The organism is Rossellomorea sp. LjRoot5, assembly GCF_964253455.1.
In the GTDB taxonomy this organism is placed as follows: domain Bacteria; phylum Bacillota; class Bacilli; order Bacillales; family Bacillaceae_B; genus Rossellomorea.
The window spans coordinates 2,520,226-2,538,103 of sequence record NZ_CAXUQN020000001.1 but is presented as its reverse complement, the minus strand read 5'-3'; the positions used below and the strand labels follow the sequence as shown (position 1 = coordinate 2,538,103).

13 protein-coding genes are annotated in these 17,878 nt (G+C 42.0%); 10 read left to right on the top strand and 3 right to left on the bottom strand.

Annotated elements, in window-relative coordinates; all coding sequences use genetic code 11:
• The first annotated feature begins 5 nt into the window (after positions 1-5).
• The gene (locus tag ACSQ2E_RS13065; protein WP_435991134.1) at positions 6-1,361 is read left to right on the top strand and encodes an aspartate aminotransferase family protein; all 1,356 of its coding nucleotides are present in this window, start codon (positions 6-8) and stop codon (positions 1,359-1,361) included.
• A 35-nt stretch (positions 1,362-1,396) separates the two neighbouring features.
• Here ACSQ2E_RS13065 and ACSQ2E_RS13060 read toward each other — a convergent pair whose 3' ends face one another.
• A complete protein-coding gene (locus tag ACSQ2E_RS13060) occupies positions 1,397-2,323 on the bottom strand; it encodes a VanW family protein (protein WP_435991132.1) in 927 nt (308 codons plus the stop codon).
• 132 nt (positions 2,324-2,455) lie between these two features.
• Here ACSQ2E_RS13060 and ACSQ2E_RS13055 point away from each other — a divergent pair, with 132 nt between their 5' ends.
• From ACSQ2E_RS13055 to mutL, 4 genes are all read left to right on the top strand, one after another.
• Positions 2,456-3,265, top strand: a complete 810-nt coding sequence (locus tag ACSQ2E_RS13055) for a hypothetical protein (protein WP_435991130.1) — start codon at positions 2,456-2,458, stop codon at positions 3,263-3,265.
• 132 nt (positions 3,266-3,397) lie between these two features.
• Entirely contained in the window at positions 3,398-4,000 is a 603-nt protein-coding gene (locus tag ACSQ2E_RS13050) for a DedA family protein (protein WP_435991128.1), read from the top strand.
• Positions 4,001-4,163: 163 nt separating this feature from the next.
• Entirely contained in the window at positions 4,164-6,785 is a 2,622-nt protein-coding gene (mutS, locus tag ACSQ2E_RS13045) for a DNA mismatch repair protein MutS (RefSeq protein ID WP_435991126.1), read from the top strand.
• A 12-nt stretch (positions 6,786-6,797) separates the two neighbouring features.
• On the top strand, positions 6,798-8,669 hold the full coding sequence (gene mutL / locus ACSQ2E_RS13040) for a DNA mismatch repair endonuclease MutL (RefSeq protein WP_435991124.1): 1,872 nt from the start codon (positions 6,798-6,800) through the stop codon (positions 8,667-8,669).
• A gap of 41 nt (positions 8,670-8,710) precedes the next feature.
• On the opposite strand, the gene ACSQ2E_RS13035 is transcribed toward mutL, so the two are convergent.
• Positions 8,711-9,157: a DUF4385 domain-containing protein gene (locus ACSQ2E_RS13035; RefSeq protein ID WP_435991122.1), complete on the bottom strand. Its 447-nt coding sequence runs from the start codon at positions 9,155-9,157 to the stop codon at positions 8,711-8,713.
• A gap of 250 nt (positions 9,158-9,407) precedes the next feature.
• Here ACSQ2E_RS13035 and ACSQ2E_RS13030 point away from each other — a divergent pair, with 250 nt between their 5' ends.
• The 5 genes from ACSQ2E_RS13030 to spoVK all read left to right on the top strand — a co-directional run bounded on the left by ACSQ2E_RS13030 (position 9,408) and on the right by spoVK (position 16,933).
• Complete coding sequence (locus tag ACSQ2E_RS13030; protein WP_435994530.1) at positions 9,408-11,777, top strand: penicillin acylase family protein; 2,370 nt, start codon at positions 9,408-9,410, stop codon at positions 11,775-11,777.
• 262 nt (positions 11,778-12,039) lie between these two features.
• The gene (locus tag ACSQ2E_RS13025; RefSeq protein WP_435989382.1) at positions 12,040-13,497 is read left to right on the top strand and encodes an IS1182 family transposase; all 1,458 of its coding nucleotides are present in this window, start codon (positions 12,040-12,042) and stop codon (positions 13,495-13,497) included.
• Between the two features lie 873 nt (positions 13,498-14,370).
• A complete protein-coding gene (miaA, locus tag ACSQ2E_RS13020) occupies positions 14,371-15,330 on the top strand; it encodes a tRNA (adenosine(37)-N6)-dimethylallyltransferase MiaA (RefSeq protein WP_435991120.1) in 960 nt (319 codons plus the stop codon).
• A gap of 27 nt (positions 15,331-15,357) precedes the next feature.
• A complete protein-coding gene (gene hfq / locus ACSQ2E_RS13015; protein WP_034759923.1) occupies positions 15,358-15,591 on the top strand; it encodes an RNA chaperone Hfq in 234 nt (77 codons plus the stop codon).
• A gap of 385 nt (positions 15,592-15,976) precedes the next feature.
• Positions 15,977-16,933, top strand: a complete 957-nt coding sequence (gene spoVK / locus ACSQ2E_RS13010) for a stage V sporulation protein K (RefSeq protein WP_435991117.1) — start codon at positions 15,977-15,979, stop codon at positions 16,931-16,933.
• A gap of 305 nt (positions 16,934-17,238) precedes the next feature.
• On the opposite strand, the gene ACSQ2E_RS13005 is transcribed toward spoVK, so the two are convergent.
• Positions 17,239-17,847: a trimeric intracellular cation channel family protein gene (locus ACSQ2E_RS13005; protein ID WP_435991115.1), complete on the bottom strand. Its 609-nt coding sequence runs from the start codon at positions 17,845-17,847 to the stop codon at positions 17,239-17,241.
• Positions 17,848-17,878 lie beyond the last annotated feature (31 nt).

Genomic DNA, 17,878 nt, shown 5'->3' with positions numbered 1-17,878 from the left:
TCTTCATGGTAAAAGCAGGTCACTCTCAGGATGTATGGTTAAAGCAGGATGAGAAACTCATTTGGCACTCCATGAAACCATATAATCCCCAGGGAACGATGGTTGTGACAGAATCTCACGGATCGTGGATAACTGATCAGGATGGACAGAAGTATCTTGATGGTATGGCAGGATTATGGTGTGTAAACGTTGGGTATGGACGACAGGAGTTAGCAGAGGCAGCTTACGAGCAGCTCAAGAAAATGGCTTACTTTCCTCTTACCCAAAGTCATAAGCCAGCCATTGAACTTGCAGAGAAGTTAAATCAATTACTTGGTGATGACTATGTGATTTTCTTCTCTAACAGTGGATCTGAAGCCAATGAAACGGCCTTTAAGATCGCCCGGCAGTATCATCAACAAAACGATGAGCACGGAAGATATAAAATTTTCTCCCGGTATAGAGGGTATCACGGCAATACTATGGGGGCATTGGCTGCTACAGGTCAGGCTCAGCGAAAATTTAAGTATGAACCATTGGCTGCCGGGTTTCACCATATTGCTCCTCCGGACGCATACCGAGATGAAGTGACAGGGGGGAATCCCCATGACCTTCCGGGAGTGAAGGCAATTGATCAGGCCATGACATGGGAACTAAGTGAAACAGTCGCTGCCCTGATCATGGAACCAATTATTACTGGCGGAGGAATCCTCATGCCGCAGGATGACTATATGAAGGCGGCCAAAGAAGTGTGTGTGAAGCATGGTGCTCTCTTAATAGTAGATGAAGTGATTTGTGGTTTTGGGCGGACCGGAAAAGCATTCGGCTTTATGAATTATGACGTGAAGCCTGATATCATCACAATGGCCAAGGGTATCACCAGTGCTTATCTCCCGTTATCCGCCACTGCTGTGAAACGTGAGATCTATGAAGCTTTTAAGGGATCTGAAGACTATGATTATTTCCGTCATATCAACACATTCGGAGGGAATCCTGCAGCCTGTGCGCTTGCTTTAAAGAACATTGAAATCATGGAAAATGAGAGACTCTTTGAACGGTCAAAAGACCTGGGTGAAAAAACGTTAAACTCCTTGAAAAATCACCTTCAGGACCACCCCTATGTAGGGGATGTCAGAGGAAAGGGATTATTGATCGGAATTGAGATGGTGAATCATAAGGATACCAAGGAGCCATTGGAACTGGATAAAGTTAACGCAGTCATAGGATATTGTAAACAGAATGGAGTCATCATCGGTAAAAATGGTGCAACTGTGGCAGGATTCAATAATGTCCTGACAATATCGCCTCCGTTAAACATCGAAGAAGAAGATCTGGAACGACTGGTATCGACTGTCATTGAAGGGATTCAACATCTTAAATAATCAGGTTAAAGGCATCTGCTTGTGTGCAGATGCCTTTAATTTTGTATGGAATGATCGACTTGTTTTTCCTGCTGTAATTCCTCCGAGGCACTGGGGACCTTTCTTTTTTTCACATTGATTAGATCTGATGAATGGACGGTTATGCTCACTTGCCCACCTGCAATTTTTGCACGAATGAGAAGCGGCTGATTATAAGCATTTTTAAAGGTGAAATCGGGACCGTACCAGCTCACGGTTGCATCCCTGCCCTCAGGGACATATGGCACACGTTTTGAGTGATGATACCTTTCCAATATGGTTACGCCCGCTTGATCAACCGCATTATATAAGGTCGAAGAAACCTGGCAGATACCACCACCGATATCCTCTGAAAGTTCCCCTCTTACAATCACGGGAGCTTTTTTATAACCCTTTTGTTTCGTTCTTTTTCCGACCACTTCATTAAAAGAGAACACTTCCCCTGGAAACACAACCGTGTTGTTGATTTTTTTAGTTGCCAGGATAATATTCTGCGTTCGCTCTTCATTATGTTTATTAAAGTACGTAACATATTGCCCTATTTTTTGTGTTCGTATGTGAGCGAGAATTTCACTATCCACCTTTGGATATAAGGTCAACAAAGGAGGTTCGATCAATCCCGATCCCTTTGAGAATAAGAAACCCTCGACCAGATCACGAAACTTCCTTTCATGGAGCTTATATCCAGCCTCTTCGGGGACTATCCGGCCATGTTCATTAATATAGGCATTACGTGGAGGGGTGTAGACCATAGTCTGGACTTGAGAAACAAAATCCTCATAGTGTTTCTCATTCATTAACGGTTCATCCAACAATGGTACTCCCAGGTAGTGACGGTCAACTGAAATGGGTGTGTGATTTGGTGATTGGATATGTAGGTGATCTTGACTCCCCATTGCCGGAAACACTAACAGACCTATCGCAGTCAGTTTAATCAAAAGCATATGAATCCTCCCTTTCGTTGGTAGTATCCGTATAAGAGAGCTATTTCATGTTCAAATGCCACTTCCAAAAATTGAGTGAATGAACCGGCAACAAGGGTGCTAAAACTAAGGGGAAAAAACGAGGTTTCGTACATGCTTTTTATGATGAGATTCACAATCGTCCTATCAATGCTCCTTGTCTTTGGAGCAAAATCGGCCGATGCCATACCGAGTTTTCAAGTTGAGATTCTTCCATGGGAACAAGTAAAGGGAATCATTCCTAACCATTCTTATTTTACTATTATTGATGTTGATTCAGGTTTGTCTTTCAAAGTGCAGAGAAGGGCAGGAAGTAAACATGCGGATGTACAGCCAGTCACAGAAAAAGACACGAAAATAATGAAAGCCATTTACGAAGGAAAGTGGAGTTGGGATCGTCGTGCCATTTTGGTATTGGTTCATGACCAGCTCATTGCTGCCTCAATGAATGGAATGCCTCATGGTGCCGGAGCACTCCAAAATAATTTTCCAGGGCATTTCTGTGTCCATTTCTACGGAAGTACGACGCATAAGACCCCGACTCCAGACTTAGCCCATAAAGTCATGATATTGAAAGCAGGTGGTGATCTGGACAATTTCCTGTACCGTTTGGATCCATATGAAATAATCAGCGTACTTGAGATTGCCATTAACCAACAAGACGAAAGACTTCTTTCACAAATCATGACCGGAAACAATCGTAAGGCCCTTGCTTCAGTGAAACATTTCCAGATTACCCAAAGATCCATACTCCCGGTTGAGGACTTGCCTGCTCTTGTGGCGATGAACATAGAATTCAAGGTGAAATGGATCAGGTCTGATCATTCACAAGGGGAAAAGAATGTTGTTTTCTATTTACACAGGGATTCATTGGAAAATCAGTGGAAAATAGATGGTCCAACATTCATTGATGAAATTCATTAATGTACCCATCACCTAACATTAATTCCCTCCAGTGGATGAAATCTTATCCTTTATATGAGTTTTTAATGGGTGAAAGAGGGAAAAGGGTATATAAATGAATCGTGGAGGGAAAGGCCGATGTTGGAGTTTGTCATGAAATTAATTAAGGAGTTAGGAATGTGGGGGTTATTCGCTGGAAATGCCATTGAAGCGTCCTCATTGCCTTTTCCAGGAGCCCTTGTGACGCTGACTTATGGGTACGTACTGGATCCATCGTGGCTAAAGCTTTTGATATTAGCCCTCACCAGCAGTGCAATTTATACCATTTTCAGTTTCATACCATATGGGATTGGATTTAAGCTGAAGGATAAAATCAAGGAAAAAACCAGCTCCAAGAAAATTGAAAAGGGGCAGAAGTGGTTCCGAAAATGTGGTTTGTGGAGTATAGCGATTACGAGACCCCTCGGCATCGGTAATTATGTCTCATATGTTGCAGGTATCAGTAAAGTGAACAAGTGGAAATTCGGAGGTTTAACCTTCATAGGAATATTCCCGATCACCCTCACGATGTTAATTGTCGGGAAAAATGGCAATTTGAAATCCGTTCAATCCATGATGAGTCATATTCAGACCTATCTTCTCATTGGAGGGGCAGTGCTCCTGATTGGTTACCTGCTATATAAGTTCGTGTATAAACCAAAAGCAAAGTCCGCTTGTATACAGGATGAAACGAGTATCGCCAAGCAAGCTGAATAGATAAACAGAAAGTTCGCTCCTATAAATAGGAAGCGGATTTTTTTTTGAAATAGGCCAATACCATATGCGTTTCCTCAATCTACTACATGCTTCAACCATGGTCCGTATGATATAATGAATAGTCGAGAATAGCAGATTTACTTGGAAAGGTTTGAATGAAACCATGACACAATATACTCCTATGATTAAACAATACTTACAAGTAAAGGCAGAATACCAGGATGCCTTTTTATTTTTTCGTTTAGGCGATTTTTATGAAATGTTTTTTGATGATGCCGTGAGAGCTTCCCAGGAACTTGAAATAACCTTAACAAGCCGTGATGGGGGAGGAAAGGAACGAATTCCCATGTGCGGTGTACCTTATCATTCTGCTCCTAATTACATAGAGCAACTCATCGATAAAGGTTTTAAAGTAGCGATATGCGAACAGACGGAAGATCCAAAGCAAGCCAAGGGTGTCGTGAAGAGGGAAGTCGTACAGCTCATTACACCCGGTACAGTTATGGATGGGAAAGGTCTTACTGACAAAGAAAATAACTATATTGCTTCAGTAGCCGTTTTTGATGATGATACGTTTGGCCTCGCCTATAGTGATCTAACGACCGGGGAAACCAAAGTGACGGTCGTTTCAGATGGACTGCAGGCGTTAATGAATGAATTATCCACGATTGGGGCGAAAGAAGTGGTCATTCATCCTGATCTTTCTGACGAGGTTCAGGGGAGGATCAAAGAAAGAACAGATGTTACGTTATCCTATGAGCAGGACTCTAGCCCCGGGCATGAATTCACTCATCTGGTGGAAACGCTGAAGCAGGAGAAACTCATAAAAGCTTCTTCCCTCCTGTTTCATTATTTATTCCGGACACAGAAAAGGAGTTTGGATCACCTGCAAATCGTTGAGACGTATCAGCTTCACCAATTTATGAAAATGGATTATTATTCGAAGCGTAACTTGGAGCTGACAGAGACCATCCGTTCCAAAGGGAAAAAAGGGTCACTTCTTTGGCTTTTGGATGAAACGATGACAGCGATGGGTGCCCGACTCTTAAAACAGTGGATCGATCGTCCACTTATTCATAAACAAGAAATCGAAAGTCGCCAGACAGTGGTAGAGGTATTATTGGAACGCTTCTTTGAAAGGCAGGATCTGAGAGATCGTCTAAAGGAAGTGTATGACCTCGAGAGATTGGCGGGCCGTGTCGCCTTCGGGAATGTAAATGGTCGTGATTTGATACAGCTGAAAAAATCCCTGCAACAAGTACCCGTATTAAAGCAATTGATCCAATCGTTGGAGAATGATGCAACCGATGAGCTTGTCGCCAGGCTCGACCCATGTAAAGAGTTGACAGACCTTCTAGAAAAGGCATTGATCGAAAATCCCCCATTGTCCATAAAAGAAGGGAACCTGATTCAGGATGGGTATCATGAAGAACTGGATCAATATCGTGATGCAAGCAAAAATGGGAAATCGTGGATAGCTAAGCTTGAACGGGAAGAAAGGGAAAGGACTGGCATCAGGTCTCTTAAAGTAGGATTTAACCGGGTATTTGGTTACTACATCGAAATAACGAGAGCGAATCTGCAGCACCTGGAAGAAGGACGCTATGAACGGAAGCAGACTTTAACAAATGCTGAACGGTTCATCACCCCGGAATTAAAAGAGAAAGAATCCCTAATCCTCCAGGCTGATGAAAAGAGCGTGGATTTAGAATATGAATTGTTCCTTGGAATACGTGAAAGGGTAAAGGAATTCATCCCCCGCCTGCAAAAACTGGCAAAACTCGTCAGTGAACTGGACGTGCTACAGTGCTTTGCCACCGTCAGTGAGAAACGTCATTACACACGTCCATTGTTCAATGACGAGAGAAAAATCGTCTTGAAAGAGGGAAGGCATCCCGTTGTCGAAAAGGTGATGGGCGCCCAGGAGTATGTTCCGAATGATTGCTATATGGATGAGGAACGAGAAGTCTTTCTGATTACCGGTCCCAATATGTCGGGTAAAAGTACTTATATGAGACAGGTGGCGCTAACAAGCATCCTCGCCCAAATAGGGTGTTATGTGCCTGCAAGCGAGGCAAATCTTCCTGTATTCGATCAAGTATTCACCCGCATTGGAGCAGCGGATGACCTGATCTCCGGACAAAGCACATTCATGGTAGAAATGCTTGAGGCGAAGAATGCGATCATTCACGCGACTCAACAAAGCCTGATTCTGTTCGATGAAATCGGACGGGGCACATCCACTTATGACGGGATGGCACTGGCACAAGCAATCATTGAATACATCCATGAACATATCGGGGCGAAAACCCTTTTCTCCACTCACTACCATGAATTAACGGTTCTTGAGGAAGAGTTATCAAAAGTGAAAAACGTTCATGTTAGTGCGATGGAGCAAAATGGCAAACTTGTTTTTCTTCATAAAATCAAAGAGGGTGCGGCAGACAAAAGTTATGGAATACATGTTGCAGAACTCGCTGAACTTCCCCAGGCCCTCATTCAGAGAGCGAATGAAATTCTTCTTGAGCTTGAACGGAAGGAAGAAACTTCAACTTCCAATGAAGTAGCCGCTTCAAGGGAGTCGCTTGTTGAAAAGCGGGAAACAAGCGAAGAAGATTTGGCTCAGCTATCTTTTTTTGGAGCTGAAAAATCGGAAAAGAAAGAAAAGCTGAATTCTAAAGAAAAGAAATGCATAGAGGAATTGAAAAAATTGGACATTCTTGAAATGACGCCATTGGATGCTATGAATACGCTATACGGGATCCAAAAAAAGTTAAAGCAATAAGGAGGTGGAACTGTGGTGAAAATATTTCAGCTTGATGATTCCCTTTCTAATAAAATCGCAGCAGGGGAAGTGGTGGAACGACCGGCTTCTGTGGTGAAGGAACTCCTTGAAAATAGCATCGATGCAGGTGGGACCGTCATTGAAATCCATATCGAGGAAGCAGGGTTACAATCCATACGAATCATCGATAATGGAGACGGAATTGAGAAGGAAGATGTCCAAACAGCCTTTAAGCGGCATGCAACGAGTAAGATCAAAGACGAAAATGACCTATTCCGGATCCGGACGTTGGGATTCAGGGGAGAAGCCCTTCCGAGTATAGCTTCTGTTTCTCATTTCATGTTAAAAACGAGTACGGGAGAAGGGCCGGGTACGAGCATTGAGCTCCGAGGTGGAGAAGTAAATTCGATTGAAAGCACGTCGTCCAGAAAAGGAACAGATATCACAGTTTCACAGCTATTTTTCAATACACCTGCACGGTTAAAATATATGAAGACCATTCATACTGAGCTTGGAAATATAACGGATGTAGTGAACCGGATCGCCCTTGCCCATCCTTTTGTCTCGATCAAGCTTCTCCATAATGGCAAATCGCTTTTGCACACGAATGGCAATGGGGATGTCCAGCAGGTTCTTGCCGCGATTTATGGCGTCGGGATAGCGAAGAAAATGGTATCGATCGAAGTAGAGTCCCTTGATTTTAATGTAAAAGGATTCATATCCCTTCCTGAGGTCACCCGGGCATCCAGGAATTATATTTCTACGATGATCAACGGGAGATTCATAAAGAACTATGCACTGGCGAAAGCGATCGGTGAAGGATATCACACACTTCTCCCCATCGGACGACATCCCATCGTGCTCCTTAGTATCGAGATGGACCCGATCCTGGTGGATGTGAATGTGCATCCGTCGAAAATGGAGGTCCGCATCAGTAAGGAAGCAGAGCTCAATTCGTTGGTAACGGAAGGAATCAAGAGGGTGTTTAAAGGAAAGGAACTGATTCCCTCAGGATCTACCTCGCCTAAAATGGCTCAACCGAAATCTGAGCAGACCTACATGAATCTCGATCATGCGGCTAAGCGACAAGAAGTTAGATATGATAACAGAGACTCCATCCGGGAGCGGTTGCTGCCTAAAGAAGAGATGGTGAAGCTGTATGAGCCGCAACCACCTGTCATGGATACGAGTGAACCAACAAGTATCGTTTCTAATGAAGAACCTCTTCAAGGATACCCTATCGAGAAAGAAGAACCCCGGAAACAACCTATTCAAGACATTGATGATGAAAAGGAAACACCTCGGGTTCCCTCTCTTTATCTTGTCGGGCAAATGCATGGCACGTATATATTCGCCCAAAATGAACGCGGTCTTTATATCATTGATCAGCATGCAGCTCAGGAACGGATCAAGTATGAATACTATAAAGAGAAAGTAGGGGAGGTTTCGAAAGAACTTCAGGAACTCCTCGTCCCCCTTACACTTGAGTTCTCAACGGATGAGTATATTAAGATCAATGAACATCGTTCTCTCCTTGAAGAAGTAGGGGTTTTCCTCGAGGACTTCGGATACAACAGTTTCATCGTACGTGCCCACCCACAGTGGTTCCCTAAAGGGGAAGAACAGCAAACCATTGAAGACATGATTGAGCAGATCATCAAGATGAACAAGGTCGATATTAAAAAGCTGAGGGAAGAAGCAGCCATCATGATGAGTTGTAAAGGATCCATCAAAGCAAATCATCATTTGAGAAATGAGGATATGCAGGCGCTGCTGGATGAATTAAGAAGAACCAGCGATCCATTCACCTGTCCCCATGGTCGACCGATTATCATTCATTATTCCACCTATGAAATGGAAAAAATGTTTAAACGGATTATGTAATGGAACGAATGGGGATGAGCCTTTTTAAGGTTCATCCCCATTCATCCATATTTGTTCTGATGTTCCTTCTTCCTTTTCAGATAGTCATCATCTTCCCTCACCAATTTCCATTTCGCTTCAAAAATGGAGGCTGATTCAGCTTTCTGTTCATCTATCTTTCGATTATTGATATCCCCATCCTTCTTATACTTCTTACCACCCGGATAATTGGCGTACCTTCTGGCCCTCGTATAGCCCATCTGAAGGAATTTCCTTGCCATATCCATTCCCACAAAATCATTTTCCTCCTTATATTGAAGAAACATGCGATAAATGGTATTTGAGGATTCTTCTGCAATATCCGGTGTTTTAAAACGCCATTCTGGAAGGATTTCGCTTTTATAGGGTTCTACAAGTAAAACACCTTGTTCCCCGCGGCCTACACGGTATTTTTCAGGATGTTTACGAAAATCTATGGAATCAAAATCAAGATTATAATTAAAAGACATGTCCCTCACCTCCTGACTACCTTTTACCCATAATCCTCATAGGGATAAACGAAGGAAGATCCTAAAATATATTCACGATAATAACATTATGGTAACTAATTGGTCTTCAAGGAATATGGTGTTTCGACCATTTATGTAAATTCCCCTTTAGGATAGCAGGATTTCTCTCTTAAAAGGCTAATAATAAAGATATGGTTATTTTTCAGAAAATTCTATATAAACACTGGGGGAAATTAGAATGAACGGAGGCATTGAGCTTCAGCATCAGAAAAAGAAGAAGCGTCTTAAAATAACGCTGTGGACCGCAGGAAGTATATTGTTCATTCTGCTCGGGCTATTAATCTTTGTGAATTATTACATTGACAGATCCCTTCCTGTTACGACAGGCACAATAACGATGAATGGTTTGTCAAAGAATGTGAAGGTCATAAGAGATAAAGATGGCGTGCCGCATATTCACGCTCAAAATGAAAAAGATCTCTATATGGCACAAGGATATGTTCAAGCCCAGGATCGTTTGTTCCAAATGGATCTAAGCAGGCGCCAGGCATCGGGAAGATTGAGTGAAGTTGTCGGAGAAAAGGCGGTGAATAGGGACAAGTTCTTCCGTACATTTGGTTTAAGGAGGGCAGCAGAGGTATCCTTTACTGCCTATCCGGATGAAGCAAAGCAGCTTCTCGAGTGGTATGCCGAGGGAGTCAATGCGTATATGGAAGAGGCGAAAGACGGGGGAAGGCTTCCTATTGAATTCACTCTATTAGGTTACAAACCTGAGAAATGGACACCGATTGATTCTTTGACCATCGGGAAATACATGGCTTTCGACTTGGGGGGGCATTGGCAGGGCCAGGCCTTCAGGTATTGGGCGTTGGAGAATCTGCCGAAGGAGAAGGCTTATGACCTGTTTCCGACCTATCCGAAAGATGCGCCTACCATTCTTTCAGATATTGGGGAGGTACAGGTTGATTTAAAGCAATCCTTCGCTTCAGCAGTCATACCGACGGAATTTAATGGAAGCAATAACTGGGTTGTCAGCGGAGATAAGACGAAAAGCGGAAAACCGTTACTGGCAGACGATCCTCATCTATCACTGGGGACACCTTCCATATGGTACCAAATGCAGCTCGAATCACCTGAAGTCAATGTAAGTGGAGTGATCTTTGCCGGAATTCCCGGGATTATCCTGGGTCATAATGAACAGATTGCATGGGGGGTCACCAACACGGGTCCCGATGTACAGGACTTGTATATTGAAAAACGTAGCGAGGAAGATCCAGATCTGTTTTTATATGATGGGAAATGGGAAAAGGCAACCATCGTACAAGAACCAATTAAAGTCAAGGATGGTGAGACCATACCTTATAAAGTCACAATTACGAGACATGGGCCGGTGATTTCGGAGTTTGCTCATCAAGGTGAGGCAGGAGAAGTGATGGCCATGAGATGGACCGCACTGGATCCGAGTCTTGAGCTCTCTGCCATCATCAATATCAATAAGGCAAAGAATTGGGGTGAATTCGAAGAAGCCCTGGAGGACTTTCATGTTCCTACCCAGAATTTCGTATTTGCCTCTAAAGATGGCACGATTGCATACAAGGCAAATGGAAAGATTCCTATCAGGAAGAGAGGGGATGGGCTACTGCCTGTCCCGGGATGGGACCCTGATTATGATTGGCAGGGGTTCATACACTTTGACGAACTTCCGAAGGTGATCAATCCTGAATCAGGCTTTGTGGCAACTGCGAATAATAAAGTAGTGGATGATGATTATCCTTACCATATCAGTCATCACTGGGCACAACCGTATCGATATATGAGAATTTCAGAATACTTAGAAGGAAAAAGTGAACTTACGATTTCTGATATGAAAGCATTGCAAATGGATCAGAAGAATTTACACGCACGTGAGTTTGTACCAATCCTTACTGAGGATTTGGAGACCGGGTCATTGACCGATGAGCAAAAAAAAGCCATTGAGATTCTAAAATCGTGGAACTATCTTGATGATAAAAACTTAGCGGCACCCCTGATTTTTCATCAGTGGATGAACGAAATATCAACGGAGCTTTTTGAAAAGGTCGTACCTGATGATATGATGAAGCTCTTTGAAGGACGTCAAAGTGTTGTCGATGAACTTATTCGAAAAGCCCATACAGGAGACGAATCCCAGTGGTTTGCAGATCGGGGCGGATACAAATCATTTCTGGCCGCATCCCTTACAAATGCTCTGAATGAGATTGAGGAAGCATATGGATCTTCTGTGAATGAATGGGAGTGGGGAATGTATCATAAAGTGTACTTTGAACATCCATTATCAAGTGCTTCGCCAATCTTAAAAAAGTTCTTGAACGAAAGAGGGCCTGTACCTGTGGGAGGAAGCAGGGTAACAGTGGAGGCTGCAAGTTATAATGAGGAAGGTATCGTGAATCACGGTGCTTCATGGAGATTCGTGATTGATACTTCCGATATGGAGAACGGCTATCATATTGTCGGCCCGGGGCAGGCGGGTCATTTCAAGAGTGAATGGTATCAAGATCAAATTGACGCGTGGGTAAATGGAGATTACCATAAAACCTCACTTGCAGGTTCAAAAGGTGATCAATTGATATTAAAACCGTAATAAGTTTAAACGAGGCTGGGACATAATTAAATCCATTTCCTCTAATGACGAACAATCAAAAAATTAGTTAGGATCACTTGTTACACCGCTATTGATTTCCGTGCAAGACTTCGCTTTCCTCGGGCGGAAGGCAAGCCTCCTCACAGCTTTCGCTGAGGCCACTGAAAAAGTCTAATTTCAGTCAGACAATCTTCATGAAAATGAGGATTGTCTGACTGTTTTATTTTATAATTAAAGTATTAGTGAATAGGTGGTGTTCTCAATGTTATCAAAACAAGAAGAATTAGTTTTAAGTCCATATTACGAGTTGTACAACCTCGTAGTTCCAAAAGATAACCTACTGCGACAAACGAAAGAACTCGTTGACTTCTCCTTTATACTGGATGAACTTAAAAAAAATTATAGTATTGATAATGGTAGAAACGCCATTCCACCTATTCGAATGTTTAAATACCTCTTACTGAAAGTGTTTTATGACTTATCAGATGTCGATGTTGTCGAACGCTCTCGATACGATTTGTCATTTAAATACTTTCTAGATCTCGCTCCTGAGGAGCCTGTAATTGACCCAAGTTCTCTTACTAAATTTCGAAGACTGCGTATTAAGGATATGAAATTACTTGATTTACTAATCGGAAAGACGGTAGAAATAGCCCTTGAGCACAATCTTTTATTAGGAAAATCCATTATCCTAGACGCCACTCATACTAGTTCTCGATATAACTCAAAATCAGCTACACAATACTTACAAGAATTGTCCAAAAAGCTTCGTAAGACGATTTACCAATATGATGAGAAAATGAAAGAAAGTTTCCCTAGTAAACCAGTTGACGGGGGCTACCAAGAAGAACTTACATACACCGAACAGTTAGTGTCTGTGGTTGAACGATCTCCACAAATTGCAAAAGTCCCATCCGTGAAGGAAAAGCTTAACGTTTTAAAGGAAGCCGTTGAAGATAGTAAGTATAATACCCATTTTTCAACGGATCCTGATGCGAGAGTCGGACACAAATCTGAAGACCATTCTTTTCATGGATATAAGACCCATCTTGCCCTTTCGGATGAAAGAATCATCACAGCGGCTATTATTACTTCCGGAGAAAAATCGGATGGTAACTATCTTCCTGACTTAATTGATAAAACGAAAAAAAATGGAGTTGAAATAGAGGCAGTCATTGGTGACAAAGCTTACTCTCGAAAAGAAAATCTCATTTATGCCAATAAAGAAAAACTTAAGCTCGTTTCTAAGCTGCATCCCCTTATTACAAATGGCAGAAGAAAAGATGACAGTTTCGTTTATAACAAAGATGCAGGTCGCTATATGTGTCCCGCGGGACACTTGTCTAAAAACAGTGGACACATAAAAAAAAGAGACAAGAATCGTAACACACGAATAAAATTCTATTGGGACATTGAGGAATGTAAAGAGTGTCCGATTCGAGAAGGATGTTACACAGAAGGGGCGAAGACAAAGAGCTACTCTCTGACCATTAAATCAAAGGAACATTCGGAGCACGAGACATTCCAACATTCCGAAGAGTTCAAAGAACTCTCACGTTCTCGATATAAAATTGAGGCTAAGAATAGTGAACTCAAAAACAGACACGGGTACGATAAAGCCAACGCCGCGGGTCTATTAGGTATGCATATCCAAGGAGCCACCTCCATCTTCGCGGTGAATATCAAGCGAATAATAAAACTAATGAACGAAAAAAAGTAAGAAAGAAATAAAAATGAGAGTGTATTATGGGAGGAAAACCCAAAAATACACTCTTTTTGTGTTCTTTAAAACCCACTTTTGTTTTACAAATCAAATAATCGGTATATTATCAGTGGCCTCGCTTTCGCTCCTGCGGGGTCTTACCTATTCCGCTTTTCCCGTAGGAGTCTTCGTCTTGCACTCCAATCAATAGCTAGATCATGCTATATGCACTGAATATGCTTTAGCAATAATAATAAAAGGCCCGTTTCACCAAGGCAGTTATTCATACACAGACTATTATTTTCCTTTGTTCGGTCCTTTTTAGAGGTGTGTCTTAGAAGAATGGATCATTCACATAAAGTAAGAAAGAATATTTTTATTATTAACAGGAATCTGTCACTGTAACTAATAGGTGTATTCAATGGTGGACGCTACAATGTTATAGTGTACCCTTACGCTTGGAAAGTTGATTGTAGCGGAAGTTGTTCGACTCCTGCGGGAAACGATGGACAGGTGAGACCCCGCAGGCGCAGCCGAGGAGGCTCACCGCCAGCCCCGCGGAAAGCGAGCAACTGGAGCGGAAATCAACCTCTACTCACTTCATCCAAAGGCAACAGTATTTACGAAAACACCTAAATGATGAATCCGAACGATTTCGAATCGTTCGGATTTTCTTTTAACCAAACACTTTTATTCCAACCTCAGTTATATTTTCCTCGTTACATCAGAACGTTTTATAATGGTAAGAAACGGGTACATTCATTTCATGGCAATTTGTTTTTTGAATAAGACCGGAGTAAATGGAGATACTGACAAGATGTGATTTCAAACCTTCTATTATTATGGTACGATAATATGTAAAGAAACAGTTACATAGAAAGCAGTGAATGTATGACAAGATTGAATAAAGAGAAAGTGATTGTCCTTATTGGTCCGACAGCAGTAGGAAAAACCAGTACAAGTATAAGCCTTGCAAAACGATTTGATGGAGAAATCATTAGTGGGGACTCCATGCAGATATATAAGCGGATGGACATCGGAACTGCAAAAATCACCACGGAAGAGATGGAAGGCGTACCTCACCACTTGATTGATATAAAAGAGCCTGAAGATTCTTTTTCAGTGGCGGAGTTTCAGAATCTTGTAAGGAAGAAAATATCCGACATTCATTCACGGGGGAAGATCCCTTTGATAGTAGGTGGGACAGGTCTTTACATTCAGGCTGTCTTATACGATTATCAATTCACAGAAATGCCGGGCGATGAACATTTTCGCACAAAGTTAGAAGCGGAGCTTGAAATGCATGATGCTGATTGGCTTCATCATAAGCTTGTTAAGGTGGACCCGGTTTCAGCCAGCAACATTCATCCTAACAATACGAGGCGTGTGATCCGTGCATTGGAGATTTTCCATTGTACCGGTAAGACGATGAGTGAGTATCAAAGTTCCCAAACTCACGAGCTTCAGTATGATATGGCGTTAATTGGTTTAACCATGGATCGGGAAAAACTGTATGAGAGAATCAATCTTCGGGTTGACCTGATGATACAGCAAGGACTTTTAGAAGAAGTGAAAGCGTTATATGATGGAGGGCTTAGAGACGTTCAATCTGTACAGGCGATAGGATATAAAGAACTTTATGATTACTTCGAAGGTACCGTCAGCCTGGAAACGGCCATAGAGAACCTTAAGCAAAACTCCAGAAGATACGCCAAGCGTCAGCTTACCTGGTTCCGAAATAAAATGGATGTTGCCTGGTATGATATGACAGAAGAAAGTTTACACAGCAAAAATATTGAGGACATTTCAGAATTTATTGCAGGAAAGCTTCAATTAAAGTCGAATAAGTAATGTAGAGATAGAAGAGGAGGACTAACCATGAAACAATCTATTAATATCCAAGATCAATTCCTAAATCAATTGCGAAAAGACAGTTCACTCGTAACGGTATTCCTTTTAAATGGCTTCCAGATTCGCGGCCAGGTAAAGGGGTTTGATAATTTTACCGTCCTGTTTGAAACAGAAGGTAAACAGCAACTGGTATATAAACATGCCATCTCAACATTCGCCCCGCAGCGAAATGTTCAAATAAATTTTGAAGAGCAAAATTAATGTTCATGTGAAAGCTGCCCTTTGTGGCAGCTTTTTATATTTGACCGGACGGGATGAATGCAAGAATAATTAATGAAATGTACCGTAAGTGAATAGGATAATAAGAGAGGCTTTAATTTTCAGCGTTCTATCTCTTCATTAACTAAAAAATGGACCCTGAAATAGTAATCACCAATATGGTATTGAAGATTATCAAACTGTATTACCGAAAATAGTGAGTCCGAAATGAAAATGCATTCAGCGTAATTCTATTTATTTCTCGGGAAAGCGCAGGAATAGACAGGATTCTTTTTATTTGTCGAAATAAATCAGGTAAAACAATAGACGTTTATCACCCTTAAATCTTAGAAGCGTATATTGTCTTTAGAATGGTGAGGTGAAATCTTTGGATCAACCAATGAGAATGAAAAATAACGGACAAATCAGTATAGTATTGAATTCACAAAAAAGGAGTTCAGTACGAGAAACCGTAGATTCGACTCCTCAGTCTCTTCCTCAAGAGCATGTAGCGTTGAAAGAAATTGAAGAAGAACTTGGATCTCTTGTCGGAATGGAAGAAATGAAAAAAATGGTGAAAGAAATTTATGCATGGATATATGTGAATAAAAAACGAGAAGCCATGGGACTGAAGGCAGGAAAACAAGCACTTCATATGATGTTCAAAGGGAATCCGGGGACTGGTAAAACGACGGTGGCGAGAATCATCGGAAAACTGTTTTTAAAGATGAACGTGCTTTCGAAAGGACACTTAATCGAGGCTGAGAGGGCTGACCTGGTCGGTGAATATATTGGTCATACGGCTCAGAAAACAAGGGATTTAGTGAAAAAGGCACTGGGAGGAATCCTATTCATTGATGAGGCGTATTCACTGGGCAGAGGCGGAGAAAAGGATTTTGGAAAAGAGGCCATTGATACCCTTGTGAAACATATGGAAGATAGGCAGCATGACTTTATCTTGATCCTGGCAGGATATTCAAGGGAAATGGAGCACTTCCTTACCTTGAATCCAGGATTGCAATCACGATTTCCCCTTGTGTTTCATTTCCCTGATTATTCTGTAGATCAGCTGATGGAAATCGGCAAAAGGATGCTGGATGAAAAGCAGTACTTATTGAGTCATGATGCCGAAAGAAAGATCCGTGAACATTTGAGTGCGGCAAAAAACACATTATCTCCAATGGCGTTTTCCAATGGACGGTATGTTCGGAATGTACTTGAAAAATCGATACGATCTCAAGCGATGAGGCTTTTATTGGAGAATTGTTACGATCGACATGATCTCTTAACCATCCGTAGCAATGACCTGGTCTTTACCAAAACGGCGTCCGATAACCATACTTAGTATATCGAATAATAAAAGAGGTTGGGACAAAAGTATTTAGTTGAAAGAAAATCCGAACGATTATTCGAAATTCTTTTTTGAAAATCGAAATCGTTCGGATTTTTCATTGGGTGTTTACGTAAACATCGTTGCTTTAAGATGTAGTAAGTAGTGGTTGATTTCCGCTCCAGGTGCTCGCTTTCCGCCCGAGGAAAGCGAAGTCTTGCACGGAAATCAAAAGCGGTGTAGCAAGCAATCCTAACTGAATTTATGATTGTTCGCCTTTAGAAGAAATGGATTTAGTTATGTCCCAGCCTCTTTTATCATTAAACATGAGCCCGTAAACTTCTATTTGGTAACCTCCATTTATATAGGTAGGAGAGCACACGTAAAGCTGTCGTAATGATGAAAAGGGAGTATAGCTCTAACGCTGAATTCACTATACCAAGTCCGATCGCCGCTCCACATAAAACTGCCCATACCGCATAAATTTCCGACCGTAGGACTAAAGGTTTCCGGCCAGCCAGAAGGTCACGGATAATTCCGCCACCACTACCGGTTAAAACGGCAGCCACGATGATCGCACTGATGGGGTGGTTCATTTCAGAAGCATATAACGCCCCCTGAATCGCAAAAGCCGATAGACCGATCGCGTCAAAGAAATTCCCCCACTTCCTCCAATGTTTCAAAAGATTATTCGGGAACAGAAAGACTGCTGTAATGGAGAGAAGGGCAATCTGAAACAACATTCCCTGCTCCCATAAAGCGGAAACGGGTACACCGATCAGTAAATTCCGGATGGCGCCTCCTCCAAATGCAGTGACAATTCCTAATATATAAACACCGAGGATATCATATTCCTCTTCCATGGCAATGATAGCTCCTGAAATAGCAAAAGCAATGGTACCGATGATACTCAGTACTTCCCACGTCATACACATTCCTCCTCACCCTATTACAATATGC

Bases quoted from the DNA above. Each gene is read 5' to 3' on its own strand.
- ACSQ2E_RS13050 (WP_435991128.1), top strand. From the start codon at position 3,398: ATGAAATTAATTAAGGAGTTAGGAATGTGGGGGTTATTCGCTGGAAAT.
- mutS (WP_435991126.1), top strand. From the start codon at position 4,164: ATGACACAATATACTCCTATGATTAAACAATACTTACAAGTAAAGGCA.
- miaA (WP_435991120.1), top strand. From the start codon at position 14,371: ATGACAAGATTGAATAAAGAGAAAGTGATTGTCCTTATTGGTCCGACA.
- ACSQ2E_RS13055 (WP_435991130.1), top strand. From the start codon at position 2,456: ATGCTTTTTATGATGAGATTCACAATCGTCCTATCAATGCTCCTTGTC.
- ACSQ2E_RS13065 (WP_435991134.1), top strand. From the start codon at position 6: ATGGTAAAAGCAGGTCACTCTCAGGATGTATGGTTAAAGCAGGATGAG.
- hfq (WP_034759923.1), top strand. From the start codon at position 15,358: ATGAAACAATCTATTAATATCCAAGATCAATTCCTAAATCAATTGCGA.
- ACSQ2E_RS13005 (WP_435991115.1), bottom strand. From the start codon at position 17,847: ATGACGTGGGAAGTACTGAGTATCATCGGTACCATTGCTTTTGCTATT.
- ACSQ2E_RS13025 (WP_435989382.1), top strand. From the start codon at position 12,040: ATGTTATCAAAACAAGAAGAATTAGTTTTAAGTCCATATTACGAGTTG.
- ACSQ2E_RS13035 (WP_435991122.1), bottom strand. From the start codon at position 9,157: ATGTCTTTTAATTATAATCTTGATTTTGATTCCATAGATTTTCGTAAA.
- ACSQ2E_RS13060 (WP_435991132.1), bottom strand. From the start codon at position 2,323: ATGCTTTTGATTAAACTGACTGCGATAGGTCTGTTAGTGTTTCCGGCA.